The organism is Marinobacter sp. (genome assembly GCF_034669625.1).
Classification (GTDB): Bacteria; Pseudomonadota; Gammaproteobacteria; order Pseudomonadales; family Oleiphilaceae; genus Marinobacter.
Genome location: NZ_JAXMOY010000001.1, coordinates 59,516 through 83,093, shown reverse-complemented (window position 1 = coordinate 83,093; position 23,578 = coordinate 59,516). Strand labels below are relative to the sequence as shown.

The 23,578-nt window shown below is 55.9% G+C and carries 24 protein-coding genes; 10 read left to right on the top strand and 14 right to left on the bottom strand.

Translation table 11 applies throughout. The features are described from left to right. Positions 1 to 7: 7 nt before the first annotated feature. From VOI14_RS00345 to coxB, 4 genes are read right to left on the bottom strand one after another with little or no spacing between them, the layout of a single operon-like run. Positions 8 to 895, bottom strand: coding sequence for a cytochrome c oxidase subunit 3 (locus VOI14_RS00345; RefSeq protein WP_323750028.1), 888 nt, complete (start codon positions 893 to 895; stop codon positions 8 to 10). 16 nt (positions 896 to 911) lie between these two features. After that, complete coding sequence (locus tag VOI14_RS00340) at positions 912 to 1,505, bottom strand: cytochrome c oxidase assembly protein (RefSeq protein ID WP_323750027.1); 594 nt, start codon at positions 1,503 to 1,505, stop codon at positions 912 to 914. Between the two features lie 14 nt (positions 1,506 to 1,519). Beyond that, the gene (gene ctaD / locus VOI14_RS00335) at positions 1,520 to 3,103 is read right to left on the bottom strand and encodes a cytochrome c oxidase subunit I (protein WP_323750026.1); all 1,584 of its coding nucleotides are present in this window, start codon (positions 3,101 to 3,103) and stop codon (positions 1,520 to 1,522) included. A 57-nt stretch (positions 3,104 to 3,160) separates the two neighbouring features. After that, the gene (gene coxB, locus VOI14_RS00330) at positions 3,161 to 4,285 is read right to left on the bottom strand and encodes a cytochrome c oxidase subunit II (RefSeq protein WP_323750025.1); all 1,125 of its coding nucleotides are present in this window, start codon (positions 4,283 to 4,285) and stop codon (positions 3,161 to 3,163) included. Positions 4,286 to 4,476: 191 nt separating this feature from the next. On the opposite strand from coxB, the gene VOI14_RS00325 reads away from it, so the two are divergent. The 5 genes from VOI14_RS00325 to VOI14_RS00305 all read left to right on the top strand — a co-directional run bounded on the left by VOI14_RS00325 (position 4,477) and on the right by VOI14_RS00305 (position 9,012). Beyond that, positions 4,477 to 5,817, top strand: coding sequence for an MATE family efflux transporter (locus VOI14_RS00325; protein ID WP_323750024.1), 1,341 nt, complete (start codon positions 4,477 to 4,479; stop codon positions 5,815 to 5,817). A gap of 196 nt (positions 5,818 to 6,013) precedes the next feature. Next, a complete protein-coding gene (locus VOI14_RS00320) occupies positions 6,014 to 6,664 on the top strand; it encodes a hypothetical protein (RefSeq protein WP_323750023.1) in 651 nt (216 codons plus the stop codon). A 123-nt stretch (positions 6,665 to 6,787) separates the two neighbouring features. Further along, positions 6,788 to 7,174, top strand: a complete 387-nt coding sequence (locus tag VOI14_RS00315) for a DoxX family protein (protein ID WP_323750022.1) — start codon at positions 6,788 to 6,790, stop codon at positions 7,172 to 7,174. A gap of 170 nt (positions 7,175 to 7,344) precedes the next feature. Beyond that, positions 7,345 to 7,578, top strand: a complete 234-nt coding sequence (locus VOI14_RS00310) for a DUF1653 domain-containing protein (RefSeq protein ID WP_323750021.1) — start codon at positions 7,345 to 7,347, stop codon at positions 7,576 to 7,578. Positions 7,579 to 7,689: 111 nt separating this feature from the next. Next, positions 7,690 to 9,012, top strand: coding sequence for a Na+/H+ antiporter family protein (locus VOI14_RS00305; protein ID WP_323750020.1), 1,323 nt, complete (start codon positions 7,690 to 7,692; stop codon positions 9,010 to 9,012). A 166-nt stretch (positions 9,013 to 9,178) separates the two neighbouring features. Here the strand turns inward: VOI14_RS00305 and VOI14_RS00300 are convergent, their stop codons facing one another. Together VOI14_RS00300 and prlC are read right to left on the bottom strand one after the other, a co-directional pair. Further along, a complete protein-coding gene (locus VOI14_RS00300) occupies positions 9,179 to 9,430 on the bottom strand; it encodes a YheV family putative zinc ribbon protein (RefSeq protein ID WP_323750019.1) in 252 nt (83 codons plus the stop codon). Positions 9,431 to 9,485: 55 nt separating this feature from the next. Beyond that, the gene (gene prlC / locus VOI14_RS00295; protein ID WP_323750018.1) at positions 9,486 to 11,531 is read right to left on the bottom strand and encodes an oligopeptidase A; all 2,046 of its coding nucleotides are present in this window, start codon (positions 11,529 to 11,531) and stop codon (positions 9,486 to 9,488) included. A 211-nt stretch (positions 11,532 to 11,742) separates the two neighbouring features. On the opposite strand from prlC, the gene VOI14_RS00290 reads away from it, so the two are divergent. Beyond that, the gene (locus tag VOI14_RS00290) at positions 11,743 to 12,282 is read left to right on the top strand and encodes a gamma carbonic anhydrase family protein (protein ID WP_323750017.1); all 540 of its coding nucleotides are present in this window, start codon (positions 11,743 to 11,745) and stop codon (positions 12,280 to 12,282) included. Positions 12,283 to 12,295: 13 nt separating this feature from the next. Here VOI14_RS00290 and VOI14_RS00285 read toward each other — a convergent pair whose 3' ends face one another. From VOI14_RS00285 to VOI14_RS00250, 8 genes are all read right to left on the bottom strand, one after another. After that, a complete protein-coding gene (locus VOI14_RS00285) occupies positions 12,296 to 12,607 on the bottom strand; it encodes a PA4642 family protein (protein WP_323750016.1) in 312 nt (103 codons plus the stop codon). A gap of 117 nt (positions 12,608 to 12,724) precedes the next feature. Continuing rightward, entirely contained in the window at positions 12,725 to 13,558 is an 834-nt protein-coding gene (locus VOI14_RS00280) for a flagellar motor protein MotB (protein ID WP_323750015.1), read from the bottom strand. A 3-nt stretch (positions 13,559 to 13,561) separates the two neighbouring features. Further along, positions 13,562 to 14,335, bottom strand: coding sequence for a motility protein A (locus VOI14_RS00275; RefSeq protein ID WP_323750014.1), 774 nt, complete (start codon positions 14,333 to 14,335; stop codon positions 13,562 to 13,564). Positions 14,336 to 14,370: 35 nt separating this feature from the next. Continuing rightward, a complete protein-coding gene (gene aroE, locus VOI14_RS00270; RefSeq protein ID WP_323750013.1) occupies positions 14,371 to 15,198 on the bottom strand; it encodes a shikimate dehydrogenase in 828 nt (275 codons plus the stop codon). Continuing rightward, positions 15,188 to 16,117: an oxygen-dependent coproporphyrinogen oxidase gene (gene hemF, locus VOI14_RS00265; protein WP_323750012.1), complete on the bottom strand. Its 930-nt coding sequence runs from the start codon at positions 16,115 to 16,117 to the stop codon at positions 15,188 to 15,190. Before hemF ends, aroE begins: the two co-directional genes overlap by 11 nt. An 8-nt stretch (positions 16,118 to 16,125) precedes the next feature. Then, entirely contained in the window at positions 16,126 to 16,698 is a 573-nt protein-coding gene (locus tag VOI14_RS00260) for an L-threonylcarbamoyladenylate synthase (protein ID WP_323750011.1), read from the bottom strand. A gap of 46 nt (positions 16,699 to 16,744) precedes the next feature. Further along, positions 16,745 to 17,884: a DNA-processing protein DprA gene (gene dprA, locus VOI14_RS00255; RefSeq protein ID WP_323750010.1), complete on the bottom strand. Its 1,140-nt coding sequence runs from the start codon at positions 17,882 to 17,884 to the stop codon at positions 16,745 to 16,747. Between the two features lie 105 nt (positions 17,885 to 17,989). Further along, positions 17,990 to 19,003, bottom strand: coding sequence for a LysM peptidoglycan-binding domain-containing protein (locus VOI14_RS00250; protein WP_323750009.1), 1,014 nt, complete (start codon positions 19,001 to 19,003; stop codon positions 17,990 to 17,992). Positions 19,004 to 19,299: 296 nt separating this feature from the next. On the opposite strand from VOI14_RS00250, the gene def reads away from it, so the two are divergent. The 4 genes from def (at position 19,300) to trkA (ending at position 23,542) form a co-directional block, all read left to right on the top strand. After that, entirely contained in the window at positions 19,300 to 19,806 is a 507-nt protein-coding gene (gene def, locus VOI14_RS00245; protein ID WP_323750356.1) for a peptide deformylase, read from the top strand. Positions 19,807 to 19,902: 96 nt separating this feature from the next. Then, on the top strand, positions 19,903 to 20,838 hold the full coding sequence (fmt, locus tag VOI14_RS00240; protein ID WP_323750008.1) for a methionyl-tRNA formyltransferase: 936 nt from the start codon (positions 19,903 to 19,905) through the stop codon (positions 20,836 to 20,838). 2 nt (positions 20,839 to 20,840) lie between these two features. After that, positions 20,841 to 22,142 carry a 16S rRNA (cytosine(967)-C(5))-methyltransferase RsmB gene (gene rsmB / locus VOI14_RS00235; protein WP_323750007.1) on the top strand — a complete coding sequence of 434 codons (1,302 nt, stop codon included), beginning with the start codon at positions 20,841 to 20,843 and terminating at the stop codon, positions 22,140 to 22,142. Beyond that, positions 22,139 to 23,542: a Trk system potassium transporter TrkA gene (trkA, locus tag VOI14_RS00230; RefSeq protein ID WP_323750006.1), complete on the top strand. Its 1,404-nt coding sequence runs from the start codon at positions 22,139 to 22,141 to the stop codon at positions 23,540 to 23,542. Before rsmB ends, trkA begins: the two co-directional genes overlap by 4 nt. Positions 23,543 to 23,578 lie beyond the last annotated feature (36 nt).

Below are 23,578 nucleotides of genomic sequence, written 5' to 3'. Positions count from 1 at the left end.
CCAGGGTTCAAAGTACGTAAACAAACACGAACAACCCCAGCCAAACCACATCCACAAAGTGCCAATACCAAGCCGCAGCCTCAAAACCAAAATGGTTGTCTGCGGTAAAATGTCCTTTTGCAATCCGGATCAGCATGATCGTGAGCATGATGGTACCCAACAGGACGTGGGCCCCGTGAAACCCGGTCAGCATGAAGAAGGTACTGCCGTAGATACCGGACTGCAGCGTCAGATCCAGATCGTTGTATGCATGGGCATACTCGTAACCCTGAACAAACAGAAACACCACGGCCAGCACGAGCGTCAAGCCCAGCCACAACTTCACCTTGGCACGATCACCAGCTTTCAAGGCATGATGGGCAATGGTGACGGTAAAGGAAGATGTCACCAGCAGTATGGTGTTGAGTAATGGCAGCCCCCATGGGCCGACCACTTCCTTGGGGCCTTGATAAACCTGTGGATCGGGGTTATTAACCAGAGGCCAACTGGCCTGAAAGCCTTCCCAAAGCATGTTGGTACTGCCTTTATCTCCCTCACCACCCAACCAGGGCACCACAAACACCCGGACGTAGAACAGTGCTCCGAAGAAAGCTGCGAAAAACATCACCTCGGAGAAGATGAACCAGCTCATACCCCAGCGGAACGAACGGTCCATTTGGTCGCTGTACAGCCCCGACCGGCTTTCACGGATCACGCTGCCGAACCAGCCAAACAGCATGTAAGCCATGATCATGGCACCGATCCAGAACATGACCCATGAGCCGGTCGTGCTCTCCCCCTGATTGCCATTGACCATGATGGACGCGGCAGCATAGAGGGTCACCCCGAGGCCAACGGTGGCGATGATGGGCCACTTACTCTGTTCGGGAACGTAGTAGGTCTGGTGATCCGCCATAGTTCTCTCCGATGGCTTAGCCGTTATTGTTGGTTATTGTGTCTGCCGTTGCCGGGCCAGAAACTTCCACTGGCTTGCCCTGATCGTACAATGTGTAGGACAACGTCAGTTTGGTGATGTGTTCGGGCAACTCAGGATCCACGATGAAAATCAGTGGCATTTCCACACTTTCCCCGGCACTCAGCGGCTGCTGGTTGAAGCAGAAGCATTCAGTTTTGTGGAAATACAAGGTGCCTTCCGATGGCGACAGGCTGGGTACTGCCTGGCCGACCATGTCACTCTCGGTCGGATTGGAGGCAAAGAAATTGACGGTCATCGGTTCGCCAGGGTGCACCTTCACGCTGCGCACCACAGGCCGGAATTCCCAGTTCATACCGGGCCCATTACTGGCCAAGAACTGCACCGTGACCGTTCGGTTCTCAACCACTTGACCGCTTCTTGTGCCAGCCTCATAACGACCACTGGTTTTGCCATTTATCCCGGTGATGTCACAGAACACGTCGTACAGGGGTACCAGGGCAAAACCAAACGCAAACATGCCCACGACCCCGGCCATGCACCAGGATATAACCCGACTGTTACTACGCTTGCCTTGCTGCGGATCAGCCATGACAAAACTCCTGATTACTTCACTTCAGGTGGCGTTGCGAAGGTGTGATAAGGCGCAGGCGAGGGTACAGTCCATTCCAGACCTTCCGCACCATCCCAGGGTTTTGCCGGTGCTTTCTCACCGCCCCGGGCACATTTGACCACGATGAACAGGAATAGCAGCTGAGTCACGCCAAACATAAAGGCACCAACGCTGGACACCATGTTGAAGTCCGCGAACTGCAGCGCATAATCCGGAATCCGCCTGGGCATGCCCGCCAAGCCCAGGAAGTGCATGGGAAAGAACGCCAAATTCATGCCGACAAACGACAACCAGAAATGGGTTTTGGCCAGAGTTTCGTCGTACATGTTGCCGGTCCATTTGGGCAACCAGAAGTAGGCCGAAGCAAAGATACCGAAGATGGCGCCCGGCACCAGCACGTAGTGGAAGTGAGCAACCACAAAGTAGGTGTCGTGATACTGGAAGTCTGCCGGGGCGATGGCCAGCATCAGGCCGGAAAAGCCGCCAATGGTAAACAAAATGATAAAGGCCACCGCAAACAGCATGGGCGCCTCAAAACTTAACGAGCCCCGGAACATGGTGGTCACCCAATTGAACACCTTCACGCCGGTAGGCACCGCGATTAACAGCGTGGCGTACATAAAGAACAACTGTCCGGCCAGCGGAATGCCCACCGTAAACATGTGGTGGGCCCAAACCAGGAAGGAGAGCACGGCAATGGCGCCCACGGCATAAACCATCGAGGCGTAACCAAACAACGGTTTACGAGAAAACGCCGGCACAATATGAGACACAGCGCCGAACGCCGGCAAGATCATGATGTACACCTCCGGGTGCCCGAAGAACCAGAATACATGCTGGAACAACACCGGATCGCCACCGCCCGAGGCATCGAAGAAACTGGTACCGAAGTTGATGTCCATCAGCATCATCGTGACCGCACCGGCCAGGACCGGCATCACCGCAATCAACAGAAACGCGGTGATCAGCCAGGTCCAGACGAACAACGGCATTTTCATCAAGGTCATGCCCGGAGCCCGCAGGTTCAGGATGGTGGCGATAACGTTGATCGCCCCCATGATCGATGACACACCCATGATGTGGATGGCAAAAATGAAGAAGGTGGTGCTCGGTGGCCCGTAGGTGGTGGACAGAGGCGCGTAGAAAGTCCAACCGAAGTTAGGTGCACCGCCTTCCATAAACAGCGTGGAAACCAGAATCAGGAACGCACACGGCAGCAGCCAGAAGCTCCAGTTGTTCATCCGCGGCAAGGCCATGTCGGGCGCGCCAATCATCAGCGGCAACATCCAGTTGGCCAGCCCGACAAAGGCTGGCATAACCGCACCGAACACCATGATCAGACCATGCATGGTGGTCATCTGGTTGAAAAATTCCGGCTGAACAATCTGCAAACCTGGCTGGAACAACTCTGCCCGGATTACCATCGCCATGCTGCCGCCCAGCAGGAACATAGCGAAGCTGAAGATCAGGTACATAGACCCGATATCTTTGTGGTTAGTGGTCAACAGCCATCGGCTGATGCCTTTGGCCGGGCCGTGGTGATGTTCCTGGTTGTGGGTATCTGCAACCGCACTCATGAAAACCCCCGTTACCGCCGTTTATTATGGCTGGTGATTGTTGTTATCTGGCGTCGACTACTCTTTGTTCTTGTAATCAAAGATCTCTTTCGGTGTGACCATTTCACCGGTGTTATTACCCCAGGCATTACGCTCGTAGGTTATCACCGCCGCCAGGTCGACCTCGCTCAGCTGTCCGCCAAAAGCCTGCATGGCCGTGCCGGAGACCCCGTTCACCACGATGTCGATATGGGCCTCCATGTCGCCGGTCACAATGGGGCTGCCCTTCAATGCCGGGAAGGCCGGCGGCATGCCGGCGCCATTTGGCTGGTGGCAAGCGGCACAGGCACTAGCATAGGCTTTCTCGCCACGAGCCATCAGCTCTTCCAGAGTCCAGTCTTTCTCGGTCAGCTGCCGTTCTGCTTCAGCGGCGGCTTTCTGGTCTGCTACCCAAGCCAGGTATTCCTCCTCGGGCACCGCCTCGACGACCACCGGCATAAAGCCATGGTCCTTGCCACACAGCTCGGTGCATTGGCCACGGTAAATGCCAGGCTCGTCAACGCGAGTCCAGGTTTCATTGATAAAGCCCGGAATGGCGTCTTTCTTGACGCCAAAATCCGGCACCCACCACGAGTGGATAACGTCGTTGGCCGTCAATAGGAAGCGGACTTTCTTGCCGACCGGAATGACCAATGGCTTATCTACCTCCAACAGATAGTTCTCGCCTTTTGCCTGACGGTTCTCAATCTGGTCTCGAGGGGTCGACAAGCTGGAGAAATAACCGAAGTCGTCATTGATATACTCGTACTGCCAACGCCACTGGTACCCGGTAACCTTGATGTCGACGTCGGATTCGGTGGTGTCGTACATCTCGATGAGGGTTGCCGTGGCTGGCACCGCCATGGCGACCAGAATCGCAAACGGAATGGCCGTCCAGAGCACTTCCACTACCGTGTTTTCATGGAAATTGGCAGCTTTGTGGCCCTGCGACTTACGGTGAGCAAAGATAGACCAGAACATGACCCCGAAAACCACCACGCCGATGGCTACGCAGATCCATAGAATGGTCATGTGAAGGCTGAATATCTGATTACTGGTACCGGTTACACCCGGCGTCATGTTCATGGTCCAGTCCGCCATGACCACAGCCGGAAACAACAGACCAGTGACTAGGGCAATTGCCCGCTTGGCATGCACGCGCATACTGTGTCTCCACAGAGTGTTATTCTTGTCGGATTTTGCGTCATCCCTCTACGAATGATTCCGGCGCTCGCAACACCAAAACATCCGAGAGTGAAAGCCTGCTTATGGATACATCACTGGTCAGTGTAGACACTGATAAGCAAAACACTAAAAATCCCGTTAAACCTAAATGAGATAAACGGCCCGGCTTAATGATAAAATTGCATAAGAAGATCTTCAGCCTTACGGACCAGCGCCTTTGGCTGCTTGCCTGGCCGCTGATGCTGACGAACCTCACAGTGCCGCTGCTGGGCTTGGTGGATACCGCCGTTCTTGGTCATCTGGAGAACCCCGAATATCTAGGTGCGGTCGCCGTTGGGGCCAACCTGTTCAGCATTTTGTACTGGACCTTCGGCTTTATGCGCATGGGTACCACCGGGCTTGCCGCTCAAGCCTGGGGCCAACAGGATTCCTTTGCTCAGGTCGCGTTGTTGCTGCGCTCGCTGATGCTGGCGGTGGGCATTGGTGTGTTACTGATCCTGTTCCACCACCCCTTAATCACGCTCGGCTTGCAGTTAATGAACCCCAGCCCATCGGTGGCTGAACTGGCGGCTGAGTACGCCTCGATTCGTATCTGGAGCGCACCCGCGGTGCTGTGCCAATACACACTCGTGGGCTGGCTGATTGGCACGCAATATCCCAGGGGCCCAATGGTGATGTTGATCATCGCCAACGGCATCAACATTGTGCTGGATATCTTCTTCGTGTCCGTGTTGGGCTGGAACAGCCGTGGCGTTGCCATGGCCACTGTTATGGCCGAATACAGCGCCACCGCGATCGGTTTTATCATCGTGCTCCAGCGTATGCCCGAGGGGCAAAGACTGACCCGGGAACTGTTCGGTCAGATCGCGGATTATCTGCGCATTCTTCAGGTAAACCGTTTCATCATGGTGCGCACCATCGCTTTATTGTTGGTGCTCGCCTTTTTCACCGCTCAGGGGGCGCGGCAGGGTGACATTATTCTTGCCGCCAACGCAGTCTTGATCACCTTCCTGCTGGTAATCTCCAACGCTCTGGACGGTTTTGCCAATGCCGCCGAGGCACTAATCGGTGAAGCCATTGGAAAAGGCAACAAAGACCAGTTCAAAACCGTGTTCAGCAGTGCTCTGCGCTGGTCAATCTGGGGCGCACTGCTGCTGACCATTGCCTTCGTGCTGGGCGGTCGTTGGTTGATCAGTCTGCTGACTGACATCGACGCGGTTCAAATGACGGCTTGGCAGTATTTGCCTTGGCTTTGGTTATTGCCCTTCGCGGCAGTGTGGGGATTTTTGTTGGATGGCGTGTTCATTGGCGCAACCCGCACCCGAGAGATGCAAAACACCATGCTGTTTTCAGCCCTCGTCGTGTTTCTTCCTATATGGTGGCTAACCACCGGTTGGGGCAACCATGGCCTGTGGTTATCACTGGTCAGTCTGATGCTCGCCCGGGCCGCCAGTATGGGTTGGCTGTGTTGGCGTTACACTCGTCAGGACCTCTGGTTTCAGCCTCATTAGTCCGAAATCATCGACTACGAACCGAAACTTTATTTAATACTCGGCCGCAGCACTCTCGGGAAATTTAGCTACAATAACCAGAAATGGCGGGCAGATCGTGGTGGCCAGCCACCTCAGTCCTGCTTTCGGTTGCGCTTAGTTAAACCAAGGAGGGGCCTTGCGACCTCAACTCGTACACACAACGGCATCTCCTGCAATGACACCACAAGCAGTTCTCGAGATTATTGATCAGGCTCGGCGTAAGGAGGCTCGCTCCGGCACATTTCTGCGCCAGATGAAAGGAAAGGTAAATCAGCTCCCCCCATCAATCCTCGTGGGAGGCTCGAATCCCGCCACCAGCCTGTTCCAGTTCGCCATCGAATACATCGAAATGGCCCCGCGCCTGATCGAATGCGTGGACGCATGCGCTCAAGAAGCAGGCATCAGAGAACTGTTCAAACCGTTTATTGACGGCGCGACCCAATACTTCACTCAGCCTTCCGTGTTACTGGTCCAGTACGATGGTCTGGATGGACTACTGATCCGCGCTTACTTGTGCCATCGCCTGATGGAAGAGATGCACGACAATAACCGCTCCATTCGTGCCAGTGAACTCTTCGATCTCGAAGCCACCAGGGCAAACCTGCTGGTTCACGAGCTGATTGGCGAACCATTTGCCAATGAGCTGGATGATGCGATTACCATCACCGTGCTCCAGATCGCCGGTACGCCTGATTACTACAGTCTTGACCTTGAACCCTTCGTTAATCAGGTTAACAACCGGGCATGGGACTGGATGCGGCAGTTCTGGGAACACCTTCTGGATCGCAACCATATTCAATTTTCGCTCAGGCCCAGCATACTTTAGCCTTCCAGCAAGCTTTCCCACCGCCTCAACTTTACACCGCGCCTTTCCGGCTACCGGGCAACCCGCTAAACTGAGCGCCGAAATGCACCTTACTTATTGAAATCATTAAGGAGAAAAACACTCGTGATGGACAATGCAGACTTGGGAAAACTGATTATTCGACTCACCCTTGGTGGCCTATTGCTGTTCCACGGAGTGTCCAAGTTACTCAATGGAGTCGGGTTTATTGAAGGCCAATTGGCCAGCCACAACTTGCCGGCCATCTTGGCCTATGGCGTTTACATCGGAGAGATTATCGCGCCGCTGATGATCATTTTGGGTTATCAAACCCGCATCGGCGCACTGATCGTGGTCTTCAACATGATCGTCGCCATCGCACTGGTGCACAGTCACCAGCTTTTGTCGCTCAGCAGCAACGGCGGTTGGTCGCTGGAACTTCAAGGCTTCTTCTTGTTTACCGCGTTGGCGCTTATTTTTCTCGGGCCGGGCAGGTACAAGCTCAAGAACTGATGATCAGATGATGGAGGCTGGCAGGCAATCACGCCAGACCGCCACCCGATTTCGGCCGCCGTTTCTAGCACTGTGCAACACGGACATCAGCCGATGTGGCCACTATGGTTCCACCGGCTGAATTATCTGCTTCACTAAGAGCATAACTCACAACCCACAGGGCAACCTTCATGAGCCGACCCACACAAACAATCTCACCGGGCCGCTATCGCCACTATAAAGGCCGCGATTACGAAGTCATCGGCGTAGCACGGCACAGCGAAACTGAAGAATCGCTTGTGGTCTACCGTTGTTTATATGGCGATCACAGCTTGTGGGTGCGCCCTCTCAGCATGTTTCGCGAAACCGTCCAGGTGTCTGGAGAAGAAGTCCCCCGGTTTGCCCGGGTCGACATCAACGGTTAGTTACACAACCGCTTTGACTGACACGGCCATTTCCTGCACATTAGCCCACTTTTCGTGCCGCTGGCGCCCTGAAGGTGCCAGCTAACTTTCAGTTTCCAGCCGGAGTTTGCCATGAATGCCGTTGTTGCCGCGGTACTGATCATGCTCGTACTGAGCTTGTGCCGCATCCACGTTGTTGTTGCCCTGATTATCGGCGCCATATCTGGTGGCCTTGTCGCAGGAATGTCTCTCGAGGCTACCATCGATGCCTTCAACGCCGGTTTGGGTGGCGGCGCCACGGTAGCTTTATCCTACGCTACCTTGGGTGCCTTCGCTGTTGCTATCGGCAAATCCGGCCTCGCCCACGCGTTGGCCGACAAAGCCCTGGCTTTGGTGGGTAAGCAAGACGAAGGCGGCGCTGCGACCGGCATTCGTTTCATCATTATCGGCCTGCTGGTCGCGGTTGCGATGTCGTCCCAGAACATCCTGCCCATTCACATCGCCTTTATCCCGCTGGTCGTCCCGCCGCTGCTGTACGTGATGGCCAAGCTCCAAATGGATCGCCGCTTGGTGGCCTGTGCACTGACCTTCGGTTTGATCACCCCGTACATGTTCCTGCCGGTAGGTTTCGGCGGCATTTACCTGAACGAAATCCTGCTAGCTAACGTTGCAGATAACGGTGTCGATGCCAGTGAGCTGAATGTCATGTCAGCGATGGCCTTGCCGGCCCTCGGCATGCTGGTGGGCCTGCTGATCGCTGTATTTTTCAGCTACCGCGGTGGCCGTAGCTACGACCTCAAACTGATCAGCCAAACCGAACGGGTGGATATCAAATACAGCCCGAAAACTCTGATCATGGCACTGATCGCCATCGTCGTAGCGTTCGTGGTCCAGCTCTGGCTGGGCTCGATGATTCTGGGTGCACTGGCGGGTTTTGTGCTGTTCAATATTTCCGGCGTGGTGAAGTGGAAAGAAGCGGATGACCTGTTCACCGAAGGCATGAAAATGCTGGCGATGATCGGCTTCATCATGATCGCCGCCAATGGTTTTGCGGAAGTGATGCGGGAAACCGGCGAGATCGCCAGTCTGGTAGAAGGTTCGGTGGCAGCCATCGGTGAGAACAAGCCTCTGGCCGCATTGCTGATGCTGGTCGTCGGCCTGCTGATTACCATGGGTATTGGCTCGTCGTTCTCCACCATTCCCATCATCGCGGCTTTGTACGTACCACTGGCCCTGCAAATGGGTTTCAGCCCGCTGGCTATCGTAGCGTTAGTCGGCACCGCCGGTGCTCTGGGTGATGCTGGCTCACCAGCTTCTGACTCCACCCTTGGGCCTACCGCCGGTTTGAACGTTGACGGCCAGCACAACCATATTTGGGATACGGTTGTTCCGACCTTCCTGCACTACAACTTGCCGCTGCTTGGCTTTGGGTGGTTGGCGGCTATGGTTCTTTAACTTTGTAAGTAACCTGCCCTTTTTAGCCTTCTCTTTTTTGGGGGGAGGTGGCTCGGGAGAGGGGGCCAAAACTATCAGGAAAACCACGTTTTCCGTTTAGGCTCCCTCTCCCGAACCCCGACCATCTCCCACCCCAACAGGCTACACAGCCATACTCCAAGAAAAGTCAGTCCTCAGAGCCAGCCTTAAAAAACACCACCTGCTTAACCGTATGGTCGTCATCATTGCCCCGCGTGTTCACCCGGGTTTCAATTTCCGGAGCCGCTGGCTGCTCAACCTCAGACAACGCATCGGTATAACCACAAGCCACGCACTCACGCACCTGATCGCCTTTGTCATCCGTGAACATCGTGATCTTGTCCATCTCCGCACAACGCGGACAAACCGCACCGGCGATAAAACGCTTTGGACTCGGCATAACTCAACTCCAGATTAACCAGCTGGCCGCAATAGTACGGCCAGCTTTCATTGTATCAGGCTACTTCGCCAGTGATGCCGGATTGTTCCAACAACGCATCCACCTGTGGCTCACGGCCACGGAAGGCTTTGAACAACTCCATGGGCTCCTGCGAACCGCCTTTTTCCAGAATATTCTGCAAGAATGCCTTGCCGGTTTCCGGATCGAAGATGCCTTTTTCCTCGAACAATGAGAAGGCATCCGCCGCCAACACCTCGGCCCATTTGTAGCTGTAGTAGCCCGCGGCGTAGCCACCCGCGAAGATGTGAGAGAAACCGTTCGGGAAACGGTTGAACTCCGGCGCCTGAACCACGGCAATGTCTTCACGTACCTTGCGGTGCATATCGAGCGGGTTAGTGGGGGCTTCATCGGTGAATTCCGCATGCAGGCGGAAATCAAACAACGAAAACTCCAACTGGCGCACCATGCCCATGCCGGACTGGAAGTTCTTCGCCGCCAACAGCTTCTGCAACAGATCTTCGGGCAGTGGCTCTCCGGTTTCGTGATGGCTGGCAATCAGCGCCAGGGATTCCGGGTTCCAGCACCAGTTTTCCAGGAACTGGGACGGCAGCTCAACCGCATCCCAAGCCACACCGTTGATGCCGGAGACATCCATTACCTCAACCTGCGTCAGCATGTGGTGCAGGCCGTGACCGAACTCGTGGAAGAGGGTGGTCACTTCGTCGTGGGTGAGCAACGACGGTTTACCATCCACCGGCGGCGTGAAGTTACAGGTCAGGAACGCTACCGGCAGCTGCAGCTGGCCGCGCATATTGCGCCAGCGTACCCGGCAATCAGCCATCCAGGCTCCGCCTCGCTTGCCTTGGCGGGCAAACAGGTCCAGATAGAACCAGGCAATGGGCTCGCCGTTGCGGCTGATGCAATAAGCCGTAGCCTCTTCGTGCCAGGTTTCGACCTCGGGCTTTTCTTCGATCTGGACCCCAAACAGCTTCTCAGCCACCCGAAACAGACCCGGCACCACTTTATCCACAGGGAACCAGGGGCGCAGCGTTTCCGGTGAAATGTCGTAGCGTTTCTGACGAAGCTTCTCGCTGTAATAACCCACGTCCCATGCTTGCAGATCGTCCACGCCGTGTTCATCTGTGGCAAACGCCTTCAGCTCGGCAAACTCTTTCTCGGCTTGTGGCTTGGATTTTTCCGCCAGCTGATTCAGGAATTCCAGCACCTCATCCACGCCTCGGGCCATCTTGGTGGCCAGTGAACGCTCGGCGTAGCTGCTAAAGCCCAGTAGCTGCGCCAACGCATGGCGGCGCTTGAGAATCTCGGCCATCACCGGGGTATTGTCCCAGGTCCCGGCATCCGGGCCTTGGTCGGACGCGCGGGTGACGAAGGCTTCGTATACTTCCCGGCGCAGTTCACGGTTATCACAGTAGGTCATCACCGGATAAAAGCTGGGGAAATCCAGAGTGATGACATACCCGTCCAACTCTTTTTGGCGAGCGGCCTGTTGGGCACCGTCGATGGCGCTTTCCGGCACACCGGATAATTCGCTGACATCGGTAATCTGCTTGAACCAGTTCTGGGTAGCATCCAACACGTTGTCACTGAACTTGTTGGACAGCTCTGCCAATTCACGGGACAAGTCCGCGTAACGCTTCTTCTTGTCCTCCGGCAGGTCGACACCGCCCAGATGGAAATCACGCAGGGTGTTTTCGATGGACTTGCGCTGAGCTTCACTGAGGTTCTGGTAATCGTCCCGGGCGGCCAGTTTCTTATAGGCATTGCACAGGGCTTCGTTCTGGCTGATTTCGGTGCTGTACTCGGTCAGCTTTTCCAGACAATTCTTGTACACCTTGCGCAGGTCGTCGTTGTTCATGACACCGTTCAGATGCGAAACCACGGACCAGGCGTTGCTGAGGTCGTTCTCCATCGCCTGCATGGGCTGCACCAACGTATCCCAGGTAGGATCTTCCTGTTCGGCCAGCGCTTGGATCTTCATCCGGTTCTTGCTGAGAATCTGGTCAATCGCCGTTTCCATGTGCTCGGTGCGAATGTGCTCGAACTTCGGCAGCAGATCGTCAGTCAGTAGCGGGTTATTCATAAGTCCCCTTCTCAGCTATTTCAGTTTAAGGTACTTTCAGGCAACTCCAATGCTTGGGGGAGTCTTTGGGAGGAGAGCTTTCCAAAAATGTGCGGAACCATGGATGGCGAAGCAGAAGCGCCACGTGGATGTGCCGCAGGAGCGTTTTTTGGAAAGCTCTCCTCCCAAAGACTCTTTCCCCTCAATTCGAGGCCTGTAAAAGGTATATGTAATGACGAATGTACGAACTCACAAGGGTAGCACACCAAAATTTGGTAAAAGTACCTGGGTAGACGAGAGTGCCGTGGTGATCGGCGACGTGGAAATGGGCGACGATTGCTCAGTCTGGCCAATGACCGTCATCCGTGGTGACATGCACAAAATCCGCATTGGCGACCGCTGCAGCATTCAGGACGGATCCGTTTTGCACATCACTCACGCCAGTGATTTCAATCCAAGTGGCTGGCCACTGATTCTGGGCGATGACGTCACCGTCGGCCACAAGGCGCTGCTCCACGGTTGCACCATTGGCAGTCGGGTGCTGGTGGGCATGGGCTGCACCGTGATGGACGGGGCCATCGTTGAAGACGAGGTGATCATCGGGGCAGGGGCACTGGTCCCGCCGGGCAAGCGGCTTGAATCCGGTTATCTCTATGTCGGCTCACCCTGCAAACAAGCCAGAGCGTTGAGCGACAAAGAAAGAACCTTCTTCAAGTACACCGCTGCCAACTACGTGAAGCTGAAGAACGAATACCTCGAAGCTTCAAAATAATCCCAGCCGGAACTCAGTTTCCGGCGGCCGCCTTGGCGCCTGCGTCTTCCAGCGCGCGGGCGTAATCGCCACTGCGGCCATGCTTGGAAATACGGTCCAACATCGTTTCACCGTGCTCGTCCGCGGCATTCAGATTGCGTCCCGCCGCGACAAAAAATCCGACAAAACGCTCGAAATCCTCAGCACGCATGGCTTCATAGGCACGTAACAGCACGAAGTGATCCGCCTGAATCGTCTTGTCATATGGCTCCAGGTCCAGGAAGCTTTTTACCCGCTCGTCGCTCCACTCTTCGTCAAGGACTTTCGGCTTATCCGGTCCGCTCATTGATTTCACTCCCAATGGATTCTAGGTGTTAAGGCCGCACAGTATAAGGCTTTGAATCTGTGTCAGTTATATGAAAGTACTATGAGGATCTGCACTGCAAGCATAAGGCTTTGCAGATCATGGCAGAATATCGATGGGAAGCTGATCAGCCGCTTCCTCTGTCTGGCACTCAGGGTTCCGGATGGAAATCTCCACACGGCGGTTCAAAGCGCGGTTTTCCGGGGTATCGTTTGCCGCCAATGGTCGCGTTTCAGCCCGGCCGGCCGCCATCACACGCTCGGCTGGAATTTGCCGGTTCATCACCAGCTCATGCACCACAGAGACCGCCCTTGCGGCCGAAAGGTCCCAGTTGGAGCGATACTGACTGCTGGAAATCGGACGATCGTCCGAGTGCCCGGACACCACCACATCACCCTCGCAGCCGGCCAAAACGGTTACGACCCGTTCAATAATCGGGATCATGTTGGGCTTGATGGCTGCATCCCCGGATCGGAAGGTGGCTTCTTCAGAAAACCGGATAACTACCTGATCTTCGTCATAATTGACTTGTAACGTACCAGCCGCTGCTTCCGGCTCCAGCTCTTGAACCAGTCTGGAAGTCAGATCCAGAACACCACCTGGGATCTGACGAATTTCCGACTGATCCGCTCGTTCATCAATAAATTCGGGCTGCTCCTGCAACGAGTCCGAAGGCTCGGGCAGTGACACGGTATCAGACTCCACCAGAGTAATCGGCGAACCACCTATACCTTCGCCAAAGACGTTTTGGGAACCAAAGGCTAACGACATGGAATTCGCCATGGCCCGGTACTTTTGCACATCCATTTCAGCAAACGACAACAACAGAATAAAAAACGTCAGCAGCAAGGTCGCCAGATCAGCAAAGGTCACGATCCAGTCTGGCGCGCCCTTTTGGGCTTTCTGGCGCTTTCGAGGGCGGGGCAGCAACAAACCTTATGCCTCCTTTTCAGGCGCAAGATCGGTTCGATGCTCGGGGGAAACGTAGGATGACAGAAACTCTGTCATCACTCTGGGGTTTTCGCCCCGCATGATGCTCTTGATCGAGGTGATGATCAGCATTTGATTCCGGGCATCGTCTTCCGCCTTCAACTGCAGTTTTTCCGCCAGGGGCAGGGCAATCAACTGGGCAATAAACGCGCCGTACAAGGTCGTCAACAAGGCGATGGCCATGGCCGGGCCGATGGTTGACGGGTCGTCGAGCGTATTCAGCATCTGGACCAACCCAATCAAGGTACCGAGCATACCGATGGCCGGCGCCGATTCGCCAATACCCCGAAATACCCGCTCAGCGACTTCGTAACGTTCGGCGATTTGCTGACTTTCTTGCAGCAGCGCTTCTTCAACCAACTCCGGTGGGTGGCCATCGACACACAGAGTTATGGCTTTCTTCAGAAACTCATCGCTAGCTTCATGCTCCTCGAGGCCCAAAATGCCTTCTTTTCGGACCATACGGCCCAGTTCACCGACTTCTAAAATTAACGCGGAAGGGCGGGGAAGGCGGTCGGTGAACACCGTTTTAGCGGCAAGGCGAAACGCACTGGCCACGGTGGCCAAACGAAATTTGATCAGAGTAACCGCGAAGGTGCCGCCAAGAACAATGGCCAAACCCGGCAGATTCAGGAAGGTCATAATCGACGCGTTTGCCAACATGGCAAGCAGCACAATCACAACTCCAGCGAGCAGCCCTACAAGCGTCAGAATATCCATGACCTTCCCTTATGGCCGACGGTATCAACCCCGGCTCAGTCGTTCCTAAGTTCGTCCACAACCGGAGCGGTTTCCGGGCGGACACCCCGCCACACGTAAAACGCCTCTGCCGCTTGCTCGATCAACATACCCAGCCCGTCGTATACGCGTCGGGCGCCGTTATCCATCGCCCACTGGTTGAACGTGGTGGTTTGCAAAGAGTACATCATGTCGTACACCACGGTATCCGGCCCGATCACATTCCCGGAGATCGGCGGCAGATCACCCTGCAAACTGGCGCTGGTGCCGTTGATAATGACATCGAACGGCTGTGCCGGCTGCTCAAAACCACAGGCTGAAAACTCAACCTCTGCCGCCTCTTCGGTGAACAACCGGACCAACGCCTCGGCTTTGGCAACGGTGCGATTGGCAAGGGTTAATGCCGCCGGCTGTTCCGCCAGTATCGGGCCCAACACGCCTCGCACGGCTCCGCCAGCTCCCAACACGAGAATCCGTGCGCCTCGGAGCAACACCTTCTGGTTTTCGCGCAAATCACGAACAATGCCAACTCCATCTGTGTTATCGGCCACAAGATCATTCTCTTGATCAAGATATAGCGTATTGGCCGCTCCGGCTTTCTCCGCTCTGGGCGTTCTGTGCTCCGCAAGCACCCAGGCTTGCTCTTTAAACGGCACGGTCACGTTCAGGCCTTTGCCTCCGCCTTCAAAGAACTGCTGAACCGTCCCGGAAAGATCGTCCAAGGGGGCCTGAATGGCGGTGTACTCCACCGGCTCACCGGTTTGTTGGGCAAACAAGCTGTGAATACGGGGCGATTTACTGTGGTTAATCGGATTTCCGACCACCGCGTAGAGTTCATTTTTCATCAATACCCTCCAGCCAATTTCGGTCCGTGAGGAAGTATTCGGTCAGCCGAGCCTCTTCACTGCCAGGCTCCGGCTGGCGGCTGTAATCCCAGCGCACCATCGGTGGCATCGACATCAGAATGGATTCGGTCCGGCCACCCGATTGCAAACCAAACAACGTGCCACGGTCATACACCAGGTTGAATTCCACATAACGTCCCCGGCGATAGAGCTGGAAATCGCGCTCCCGCTCGCCCCACGCATGATCGGCCCGGCGCTGCACAATAGGCTCGTAAGCCTCAACGTAACTGTCGCCCACGGATTGCATGAAGGCAAAGTCGCGTTCGAAATCACCGGTATTGTGATCATCAAAGAACAGACCGCCCACACCTCGAGGTTCCTGCCGGTGCTTCAGGTAAAAGTACTCGTCGCACCAATGCTTTAACCTCGAGTAAACATCGTCTCCGAAGGGCTCACAGGCGTTGCGCGCGGTACGATGCCAATGCACGCAGTCTTCGTCGAAGCCATAGTAGGGGGTCAGGTCGTAGCCACCGCCAAACCAGTACACCGGCTCACCTTTTTCGGGGGTGGCAATGAAAAAGCGGACGTTGGCGTGAGAAGTTGGCACATAGGGGTTTTCAGGATGCATAACCAAAGACACCCCCATGGCTTGCCAGGGTGCGCCCGCCAGATGAGGGCGGTGCGCCGTTGCTGATGGCGGCATGGTGGCACCCATTACGTGAGAAAAATTCACGCCCCCTTTTTCGAACACCTTGCCGTCAGCGATCACCCGGCTGATCCCGCCGCCGCCTTCTGGCCGTTCCCAGCTGTCCTCGATGAAGGAAGTCTGACCATCCAACGCTGCCAATCGCTGGCAAAGGCGATCCTGAAGGCCCAGTAAGTACTCTTTAACGACCAGAGAGTCCGGCTGCTGTGACATGCTTGCTCCTAACGAAACTGTTTTCCGGTGAGGATATCGATAATACGGCTGGGATTACGGTTGCCCCCGAGTGCGCCCGGTATCACGCGGTCGAGTTCCTTTCCGAAATAACATCGCACTTGCCAGATGTTGCGCGCAGGCGGACGGCCTGCGGGGTTGCACGAGGTTGAGACCAGCGGCATCCCGGTCGCGTTACACAGGTCCTGCACCAAGGGGTGGTCAGAGACGCGAACCGCGATGGTGCTGTGTTGGCCCCGCACCCATTCCGGGATTTGCTCAAGGACGTCCGGGATCAGACACGTGATCGGCCCCGGCCAGTGCTGCTCCGCTTCCCATTGCAGTACACGGGGCAATGGGTCCAGCAGAAATCGTACCTGATCGATGGACGACGCGACCAGAATCATGCCCTTTTCCATCGGCCGCTGTTTCATCTCCAAGATGCGTTCAACAGCCTGATGATTCCAAGGGTCACACCCCAAGCCCCATACCGCTTCGGTGGGGTAAGCAATTACTCCGCCGGCCAACACAGTGCGACGGGCACAGTGCTGTTGCCAGGCATTCATGGACGACGTTGGCGACATAGAGAAATCGTACAACCTGCTTGCTCAAACAAAGAAAATGCACGGATCAGCCTCGCCGCAAGTACCCACCCGGGGCAGAACACGCCAAACCTTCCAACTCCAGCAGCAAAAGTGATTGCATCAGCTGATCGGCCGGTAATCCAGTGGCAAGACTCAGTGCATCGGTAGACTGTGGATCATACCCCAAAGCCTCGAATACCGCGATTTCCCGACTGTCCAGGTCGGGCTTCGCCATCGTACTGACAGCCACTGGCGCCGGCTTGTCTTGCATCGACCACCAGGTGCCTAATTCTTCCAGCACGTCATCAGCCGTTTCCACCAGTCGAGCACCCTGTTTGATAAGCTGATGACAGCCTTTGGCAACCGAACTGTGGATCGAGCCGGGAATGGCAAACACCTCGCGACCCTGCTCAAGCGCGGTTCTTGCGGTAATTAACGAACCGCTTTTCAGGCTCGCCTCCACCACCAGTACACCTCGACTCAAGCCGCTGATGATGCGGTTCCGTTGCGGAAAGTAGGCGGCCCGTGCCTGTGTGCCCGGTGGGTATTCAGACACAATCAGTCCGTTATCGATAATGCGGTGCGCCAGTTTGCGATGCTGCGCCGGGTAAAGCCGATCCAAACCACACCCCACCACCGCAATGGTGGGGTGTCCCGCATCCAGCGCCCCGGCATGGGCTGCACCATCAATCCCCAGCGCCAGCCCACTGGTGATCAACAGGCCGCGTTTGCTCAGTTCCGCGGCAAATTGACGGGCATGATCCAAGCCCTGCCGGGTTGCGTTGCGACTCCCGACAACGCCGATCTGGTCTTGCAATAAAAAACGACTATCACCCAGAAGGTAGAGCACGAGCGGCGCATTATGTATTTGCCGCAGCGCTTCCGGATAATCGGGATGACTCTGGCCGATCACAGCAATGCCATGCTGCAAGCAAGCCTGATGCACTCGGAGTGCCTGCTGGATCTTTGAGTGACTGGTACCAACCGTTTGCCAGGCTTGCACCAGTTCAATGGCATCGGTACCCATACCCAGCGCTTTGAGGGTAGCGGCATTCAGATCGAGGGCATCAATCAGCCTGGGAGTATTGGCTTGCACGCGTTCACGAACTCGCACTCCAAAGCGGGGAAGAAGAGAAAGCACCAGCCAGCGGCCAGTTTCAGACTGCAAAAATTCCTGTTCCGACATTTTTCATCCTTGAAAACAACAATGGCCGGGCGCTCCGGCCCAGCCATTCAATGGTACTGCTATCCGCCACGCGCAGCTATTGCTGGCTACGCGGGCAGGGAGGCGTCAGGGGTTAACGACCTTGTCACCCACTGACAGCGCACGAGTTGCTTTCAGAACCAACCCGTAGCTCAGCTTTTCATAGACCTGGAATACCATCAGCAAGCCAGCGCGCTCGGAAGGCAGTTCAATGGTTTCATTGGTGATTGGATCACGAACACGGTTGCCAGCCTTCATCACCGCCAGCACATTACCGGCCTTCAGGCCTTCACGGGCACCGCGGTTAATGGCAACGACATTGTATTGGCCAATCTGGTTGACGCCGCCGTCGACAGAGATCATCTTGCCTTCGATCTGCTCATCGGGTGAACTCGGCATAAAGTTAGTGGTCAAACGACGATCTTCGCTCACCAACAAGCGGTCACCAATGCGAACTTCTTCGCTTGAGCGGGTCAGATTAACCGTCAATACGTCACCGTTCTCTGCTGCCACGTTACCACGAGCGATGCTGCGCGCTTCCAGACCCAGGAACTCACCGGTATCCGGGTCAACAAACTCCTGACTGCGGCGGAACACGCCGACACGATCCGCAGGCTTTTCGCCACGGGCGTAAATCTTGTCTCCGGCTCCGGTGATGATGCGGCCATCTTCACCTTCCAGCACATAAGGAGCACCGTTGATTTCTTCGGGGCTGACTATGCGGGTGTCGGTCAAAAAGCTGGCAATGGCATCCAGCGGGATCGCGGGAATCGGGGTATCAATGGCTTCGGAACGGATCTGTGGAGACAGTTTCACATCACCGGAAGCTACCTTGGTAAGGCGCGGTTTGCCATCGATGTATACCAACGCCAAACGGTCGCCCGGATAGATCAGGTGAGGGTTAGCAACCTGCGGGTTCACGTGCCAGATTTCCGGCCAGTACCAGGGGTTGTTCAGAAAACGCCCTGAAATGTCCCAAAGGGTGTCCCCTTTGACGACAGTGTAACGCTCAGGATGGTCAGCCTTGAACTCGGGTTGTGCCTGGGCCCAGGAGGTAAATAGCAGCGTAGTAGCTGCCAGAGCGTACAACAATTTCCTCATTGTCTGTATCCTTGATCGCGTGCCTTGAATCTTAGCGTTCGGTAACATCGCCACAGTTCACCCGCAGCGTGTTACGCGGTTATTCCCGTTACTATAGAAGATGTATGGGGATTTGTGATGTTATCTTTTGTTCTTCCAGTAAATTCTGCGGAATACTCGATAGAATCCTACTATTAACTGATCAGTTTGTACTCAATCGGTAATTTATCGGATAATACCCCCATCACACATGCTTCATAATAGATTTGTGAAGAAAATTTGCGCAGTACGCCGTCGCATTTCAGAGAAGCCAGAGCATTATGATTTTAGATATTCTTGAGTACCCGGATCCGCGCCTTCGCACCATTGCCAAGCCGGTAGACGAGGTAACCGACGAGATCCGCACGCTGATCGACGACATGTTCGAGACCATGTACGATGCGCCCGGCATTGGCCTGGCGGCGACACAGGTGAACGTGCACAAGCAGATCGTCGTCATGGATTTGTCCGAAGACAAGAGCGAGCCTCGGGTGTTCATCAACCCGAAAATTGAAGTGCTGGATGGCGATCTGGAAGCCATGCAGGAAGGCTGCCTCTCGGTGCCCGGTTTTTACGAAGACGTAAAGCGCATCGAACACTGCCGGATTACGGCAAAAGACCGTAATGGTGAAGAGTTCGTGCTGGAAGCCACCGGCCTTCTTGCAGTCTGCATCCAACACGAGATGGATCACCTGAACGGCAAGTTATTTGTGGATTATCTCAGCTCTCTCAAGCGCAACCGCATTCGCAAGAAGCTGGAAAAACTCCACAAACAGAGCGCCTGAGTCCGAGCCGGATAATGCAGCTCAGCTCCAAACCGAATTCAGGACCGGGTTACGACCCGGTTTTTTCGTATTCAACGACACAGAGATAACACCACCGTGCGCATTGTTTTTGCCGGAACCCCGGATTTCGCTGCCATTGCCCTGAAAGCCATTCTTGCGGCCGGGCACACTGTTGTAGGCGTTTACAGTCAGCCTGACCGGCCCGCCGGCCGGGGCCGCAAACTGATGCCAAGCCCGGTTAAACAAGTGGCACTGGATGCCGACATCCCTGTGTTCCAGCCCCAAAGCCTGAAGCCCGAAGAAGCACAACAGGAGCTGGCCGGCCTGAAACCGGACGTGATGATTGTCGCCGCCTACGGTCTGATTCTCCCGAAAGCGGTTCTGGAGATACCGAGCCACGGTTGCCTGAACATCCACGCATCCTTATTGCCTCGCTGGCGCGGTGCCGCCCCGATCCAGCGTGCCATTGCCGCCGGTGACGCCGAAACCGGCATCACCATCATGCAGATGGATGTCGGCCTGGATACCGGCGATATGCTGTTGAAAACGGCGACCCCGATTAACCCGGACGACACCGGCGGCAGCCTGCATGATCGATTGGCCGATATGGGTGGCGAAGCGATTGTCGACACTTTGGCAAAACTGCGCCAAGACGCACTGACTGGCGAGGCCCAGAACGACGATGCAGCCTGCTACGCCCATAAGCTGTCCAAACAGGAAGGTCACATTGACTGGAGCCGCAGCGCCACCGACATCGAGCGGCTGATCCGGGCCTTCAATCCCTGGCCCGGCACCTTCACCGATCTGGGCGACCAACGCATCCGCCTGCATCAGGCTCAAGCCTTAGAGCAGGGCAGCGACAAAGCCCCCGGCACCGTGCTTCACCGCGAACGGGAAGGCATCGACATTGCCTGTGGCACCGGCAGCCTGAGAATCACCAAAGTACAACTGCCCGGTACCCGCGCCCTGAGCGTGAGCGATCTGATTAACGGCGGCAAACCCGTGCTGATGCCCGAACAGGAGCTGAACTGATCATGTTCTATGACTCCCTGCCGTTTCGTGCAGTCGCAGCCGACGTACTGCTTTCCGTCGAGCAAGGCCAATCGCTCTCACAATGTCTGCCTTACGCACTGAGCCAACTGCCACCCGAGCAACGGCCCCAGTTGCAAGCCATTTGCTACGGCACGTGCCGCTGGTTTCACCGCCTGGACGGCGAGCTGAACCAACGCTTGAAGAAACCCCTGCGCAAGCCCGACCGGGTTATTCATCACTTGATGCTGGTCGCCCTGTTTCAGCTTCGCTTCAGCGAACAGGCCACTTACGCCGTGCTCAATGAAACCGTAGAAGCCTGCCGCTCGCTCGACAGACCGCACCTGACCGGGCTGGTCAACGGCGTGCTAAGAGCCGCCGAACGGGAAGGCGCTCCGGAGCCGAGCGACGACAGCAGCCGCTACAGCCACCCTGTCTGGATGGTAGAGAAACTACGCCACAACTGGCCCGACCAATGGCAAGCCATTCTCGATGCCAACAACACCCAGGCGCCGATGACCCTGCGCGTCAACGCCCTGCGTTTCAGCCGCGACGAGTACCTGAAGCTCCTGACCGACGCAGGTATCGGCGCGAAGGCAACCCGCTTCGCACCGTTTGGCATTCAGTTGGAACGCCCCGTTCCGGTCGACTATTTGCCCTGGTTCGAAGACGGTGCCGTCAGCGTTCAGGATGAAGCCGCCCAATTGTGTACTACCTTGATGGATCTGCAGCCCGGCCAGCGGGTGCTGGATGCCTGCGCGGCGCCCGGTGGAAAGACCTGCGCCATTCTGGAAAGCTGTGCCGAACTTTCCGAAGTCATTGCCATCGACGAATCGGAAGCACGCCTGCCAAGAGTTCAGGAAAACCTGGATCGGCTCGATCTGTCCGCCAGCCTGTTGCAAGCGGATGCCGCTGACACAGAGCAATGGTGGGACGGCCAAGCCTTCGACCGCATCTTGCTGGACGTGCCTTGCAGTGCCACCGGCGTTATTCGCCGGCACCCGGACATCAAACTGCTGCGCCGTGAATCAGACATCGTGCCGCTTGCGGGCATTCAGCTTGGCTTGCTCAACGCCATGTGGTCTATTCTGAAACCCGGAGGCCGTTTGGTATACGCCACGTGTTCGGTGTTTCCACAAGAAAACCACCGGATCATTCAGCGCTTCCTGAAACAGCAAGAACACGCTCAGCTAGTGCCAATCGAAGCGAGCTGGGGCCTGGATACGGATGCCGGTCGCAATTTGCTGCCGGACCCAAACAGCCATGACGGCTTTTTCTACGCCGTGCTGGAGAAACCTGACGCATGAATATCCTGATTCTCGGTGCTGGCCAGGTCGGAGGTACTCTGGCCGAACACCTCGCCAATGAAGCCAACGATATCACCGTGATCGACAGCGACAGCGTTCGTCTCCGGGAATTGCAAGATCGCCTCGACATTCGCACGGTACACGGCAAAGCCTCTTATCCTGCGGTACTGAACGAGGCCAACGCCCAAGACGCCGACATGGTGATCGCTGTCACCAACAGTGATGAAACCAACATGGTGGCCTGTCAGGTCGCCAAGCTGCTGCACAAAACGCCGACCACCATCTGCCGGGTGCGCGCCGGATCCTATCTGGCCAATCCCGCTCTGTTCTACAACAAAGATACAGAGAAAGATCTGGATAAACTTCGGGGCTTCCCCATCGATGTATTGATCAGCCCGGAACAGCTGGTCACCAAACACATCACCCGGCTGATCGAATACCCTGGCACACTTCAGGTACTGGAGTTTTCCAAAGGCCTAACTCGACTGGTCGCGATCAGAGCCATCGAAGGTGGCCCTCTGGTCGGCCGAGAGCTGTCCTATCTACGCACCCATATGCCGAAAATCGACACACGGGTTGCCGCCATTTTCCGAAAAGACCGCGCCATCATTCCTAAAGGCGATACCGTGATCGAGGACGGCGATGAAGTGTTTTTCATTGCCGCCACGGATCACATACGCTCCGTCATGAGTGAGCTGCAGCCACTGTCGAAGCCCTATAAGCGCATCTTCATTTGTGGCGGAGGCAACATTGGTTACCGGTTGGCGCGGGCGCTTGATAGCCGTTATCAAGTGAAAATCCTGGAGCGAGACCACGACCGCTGCGTGATGTTATCGGAAAAGCTGCGCAGGACTGTCGTGCTCGAAGGCAGCGCCGCCAACAAAGACATTCTGGTGGAAGAAAACATCGAGAATACCGATGTCTTTTGCGCCGTCACTAACGACGACGAAACCAACATCATCGCTTCGCTGCTGGCCAAACGTCTGGGTGCCCGCAAAGTGCTCACGTTGATCAACAACCCCGATTACGTCGATTTGATTCAGGGCGGTGTCATAGACGTTGCCATCTCGCCACAGCAAACCACCATCGGCAGCTTGCTGACACACGTGCGCCGCGGTGACGTGGTTAACGTACACGCTCTGCGCCGGGGTGCAGCCGAAGCCATCGAGGCCATCGCCCACGGTGACCACCGCTCATCCAAAGTGGTTGGCAGACGGCTGGATGAAATTCAGCTGCCACCGGGCACCACCATCGGAGCCATTGTGCGCCATGGCGAAGTCCTGATTGCACACGATCATTTGCGAGTGCAACCAAACGACCACGTGATTCTGTTTTTGGTCGACAAATCCCGGATCCGGGACGTCGAGAAGCTGTTCCACGTAGGGCTCACATTCTTCTGATTCAGCCCATACACAGCAATGCGCAGATTGGCACTT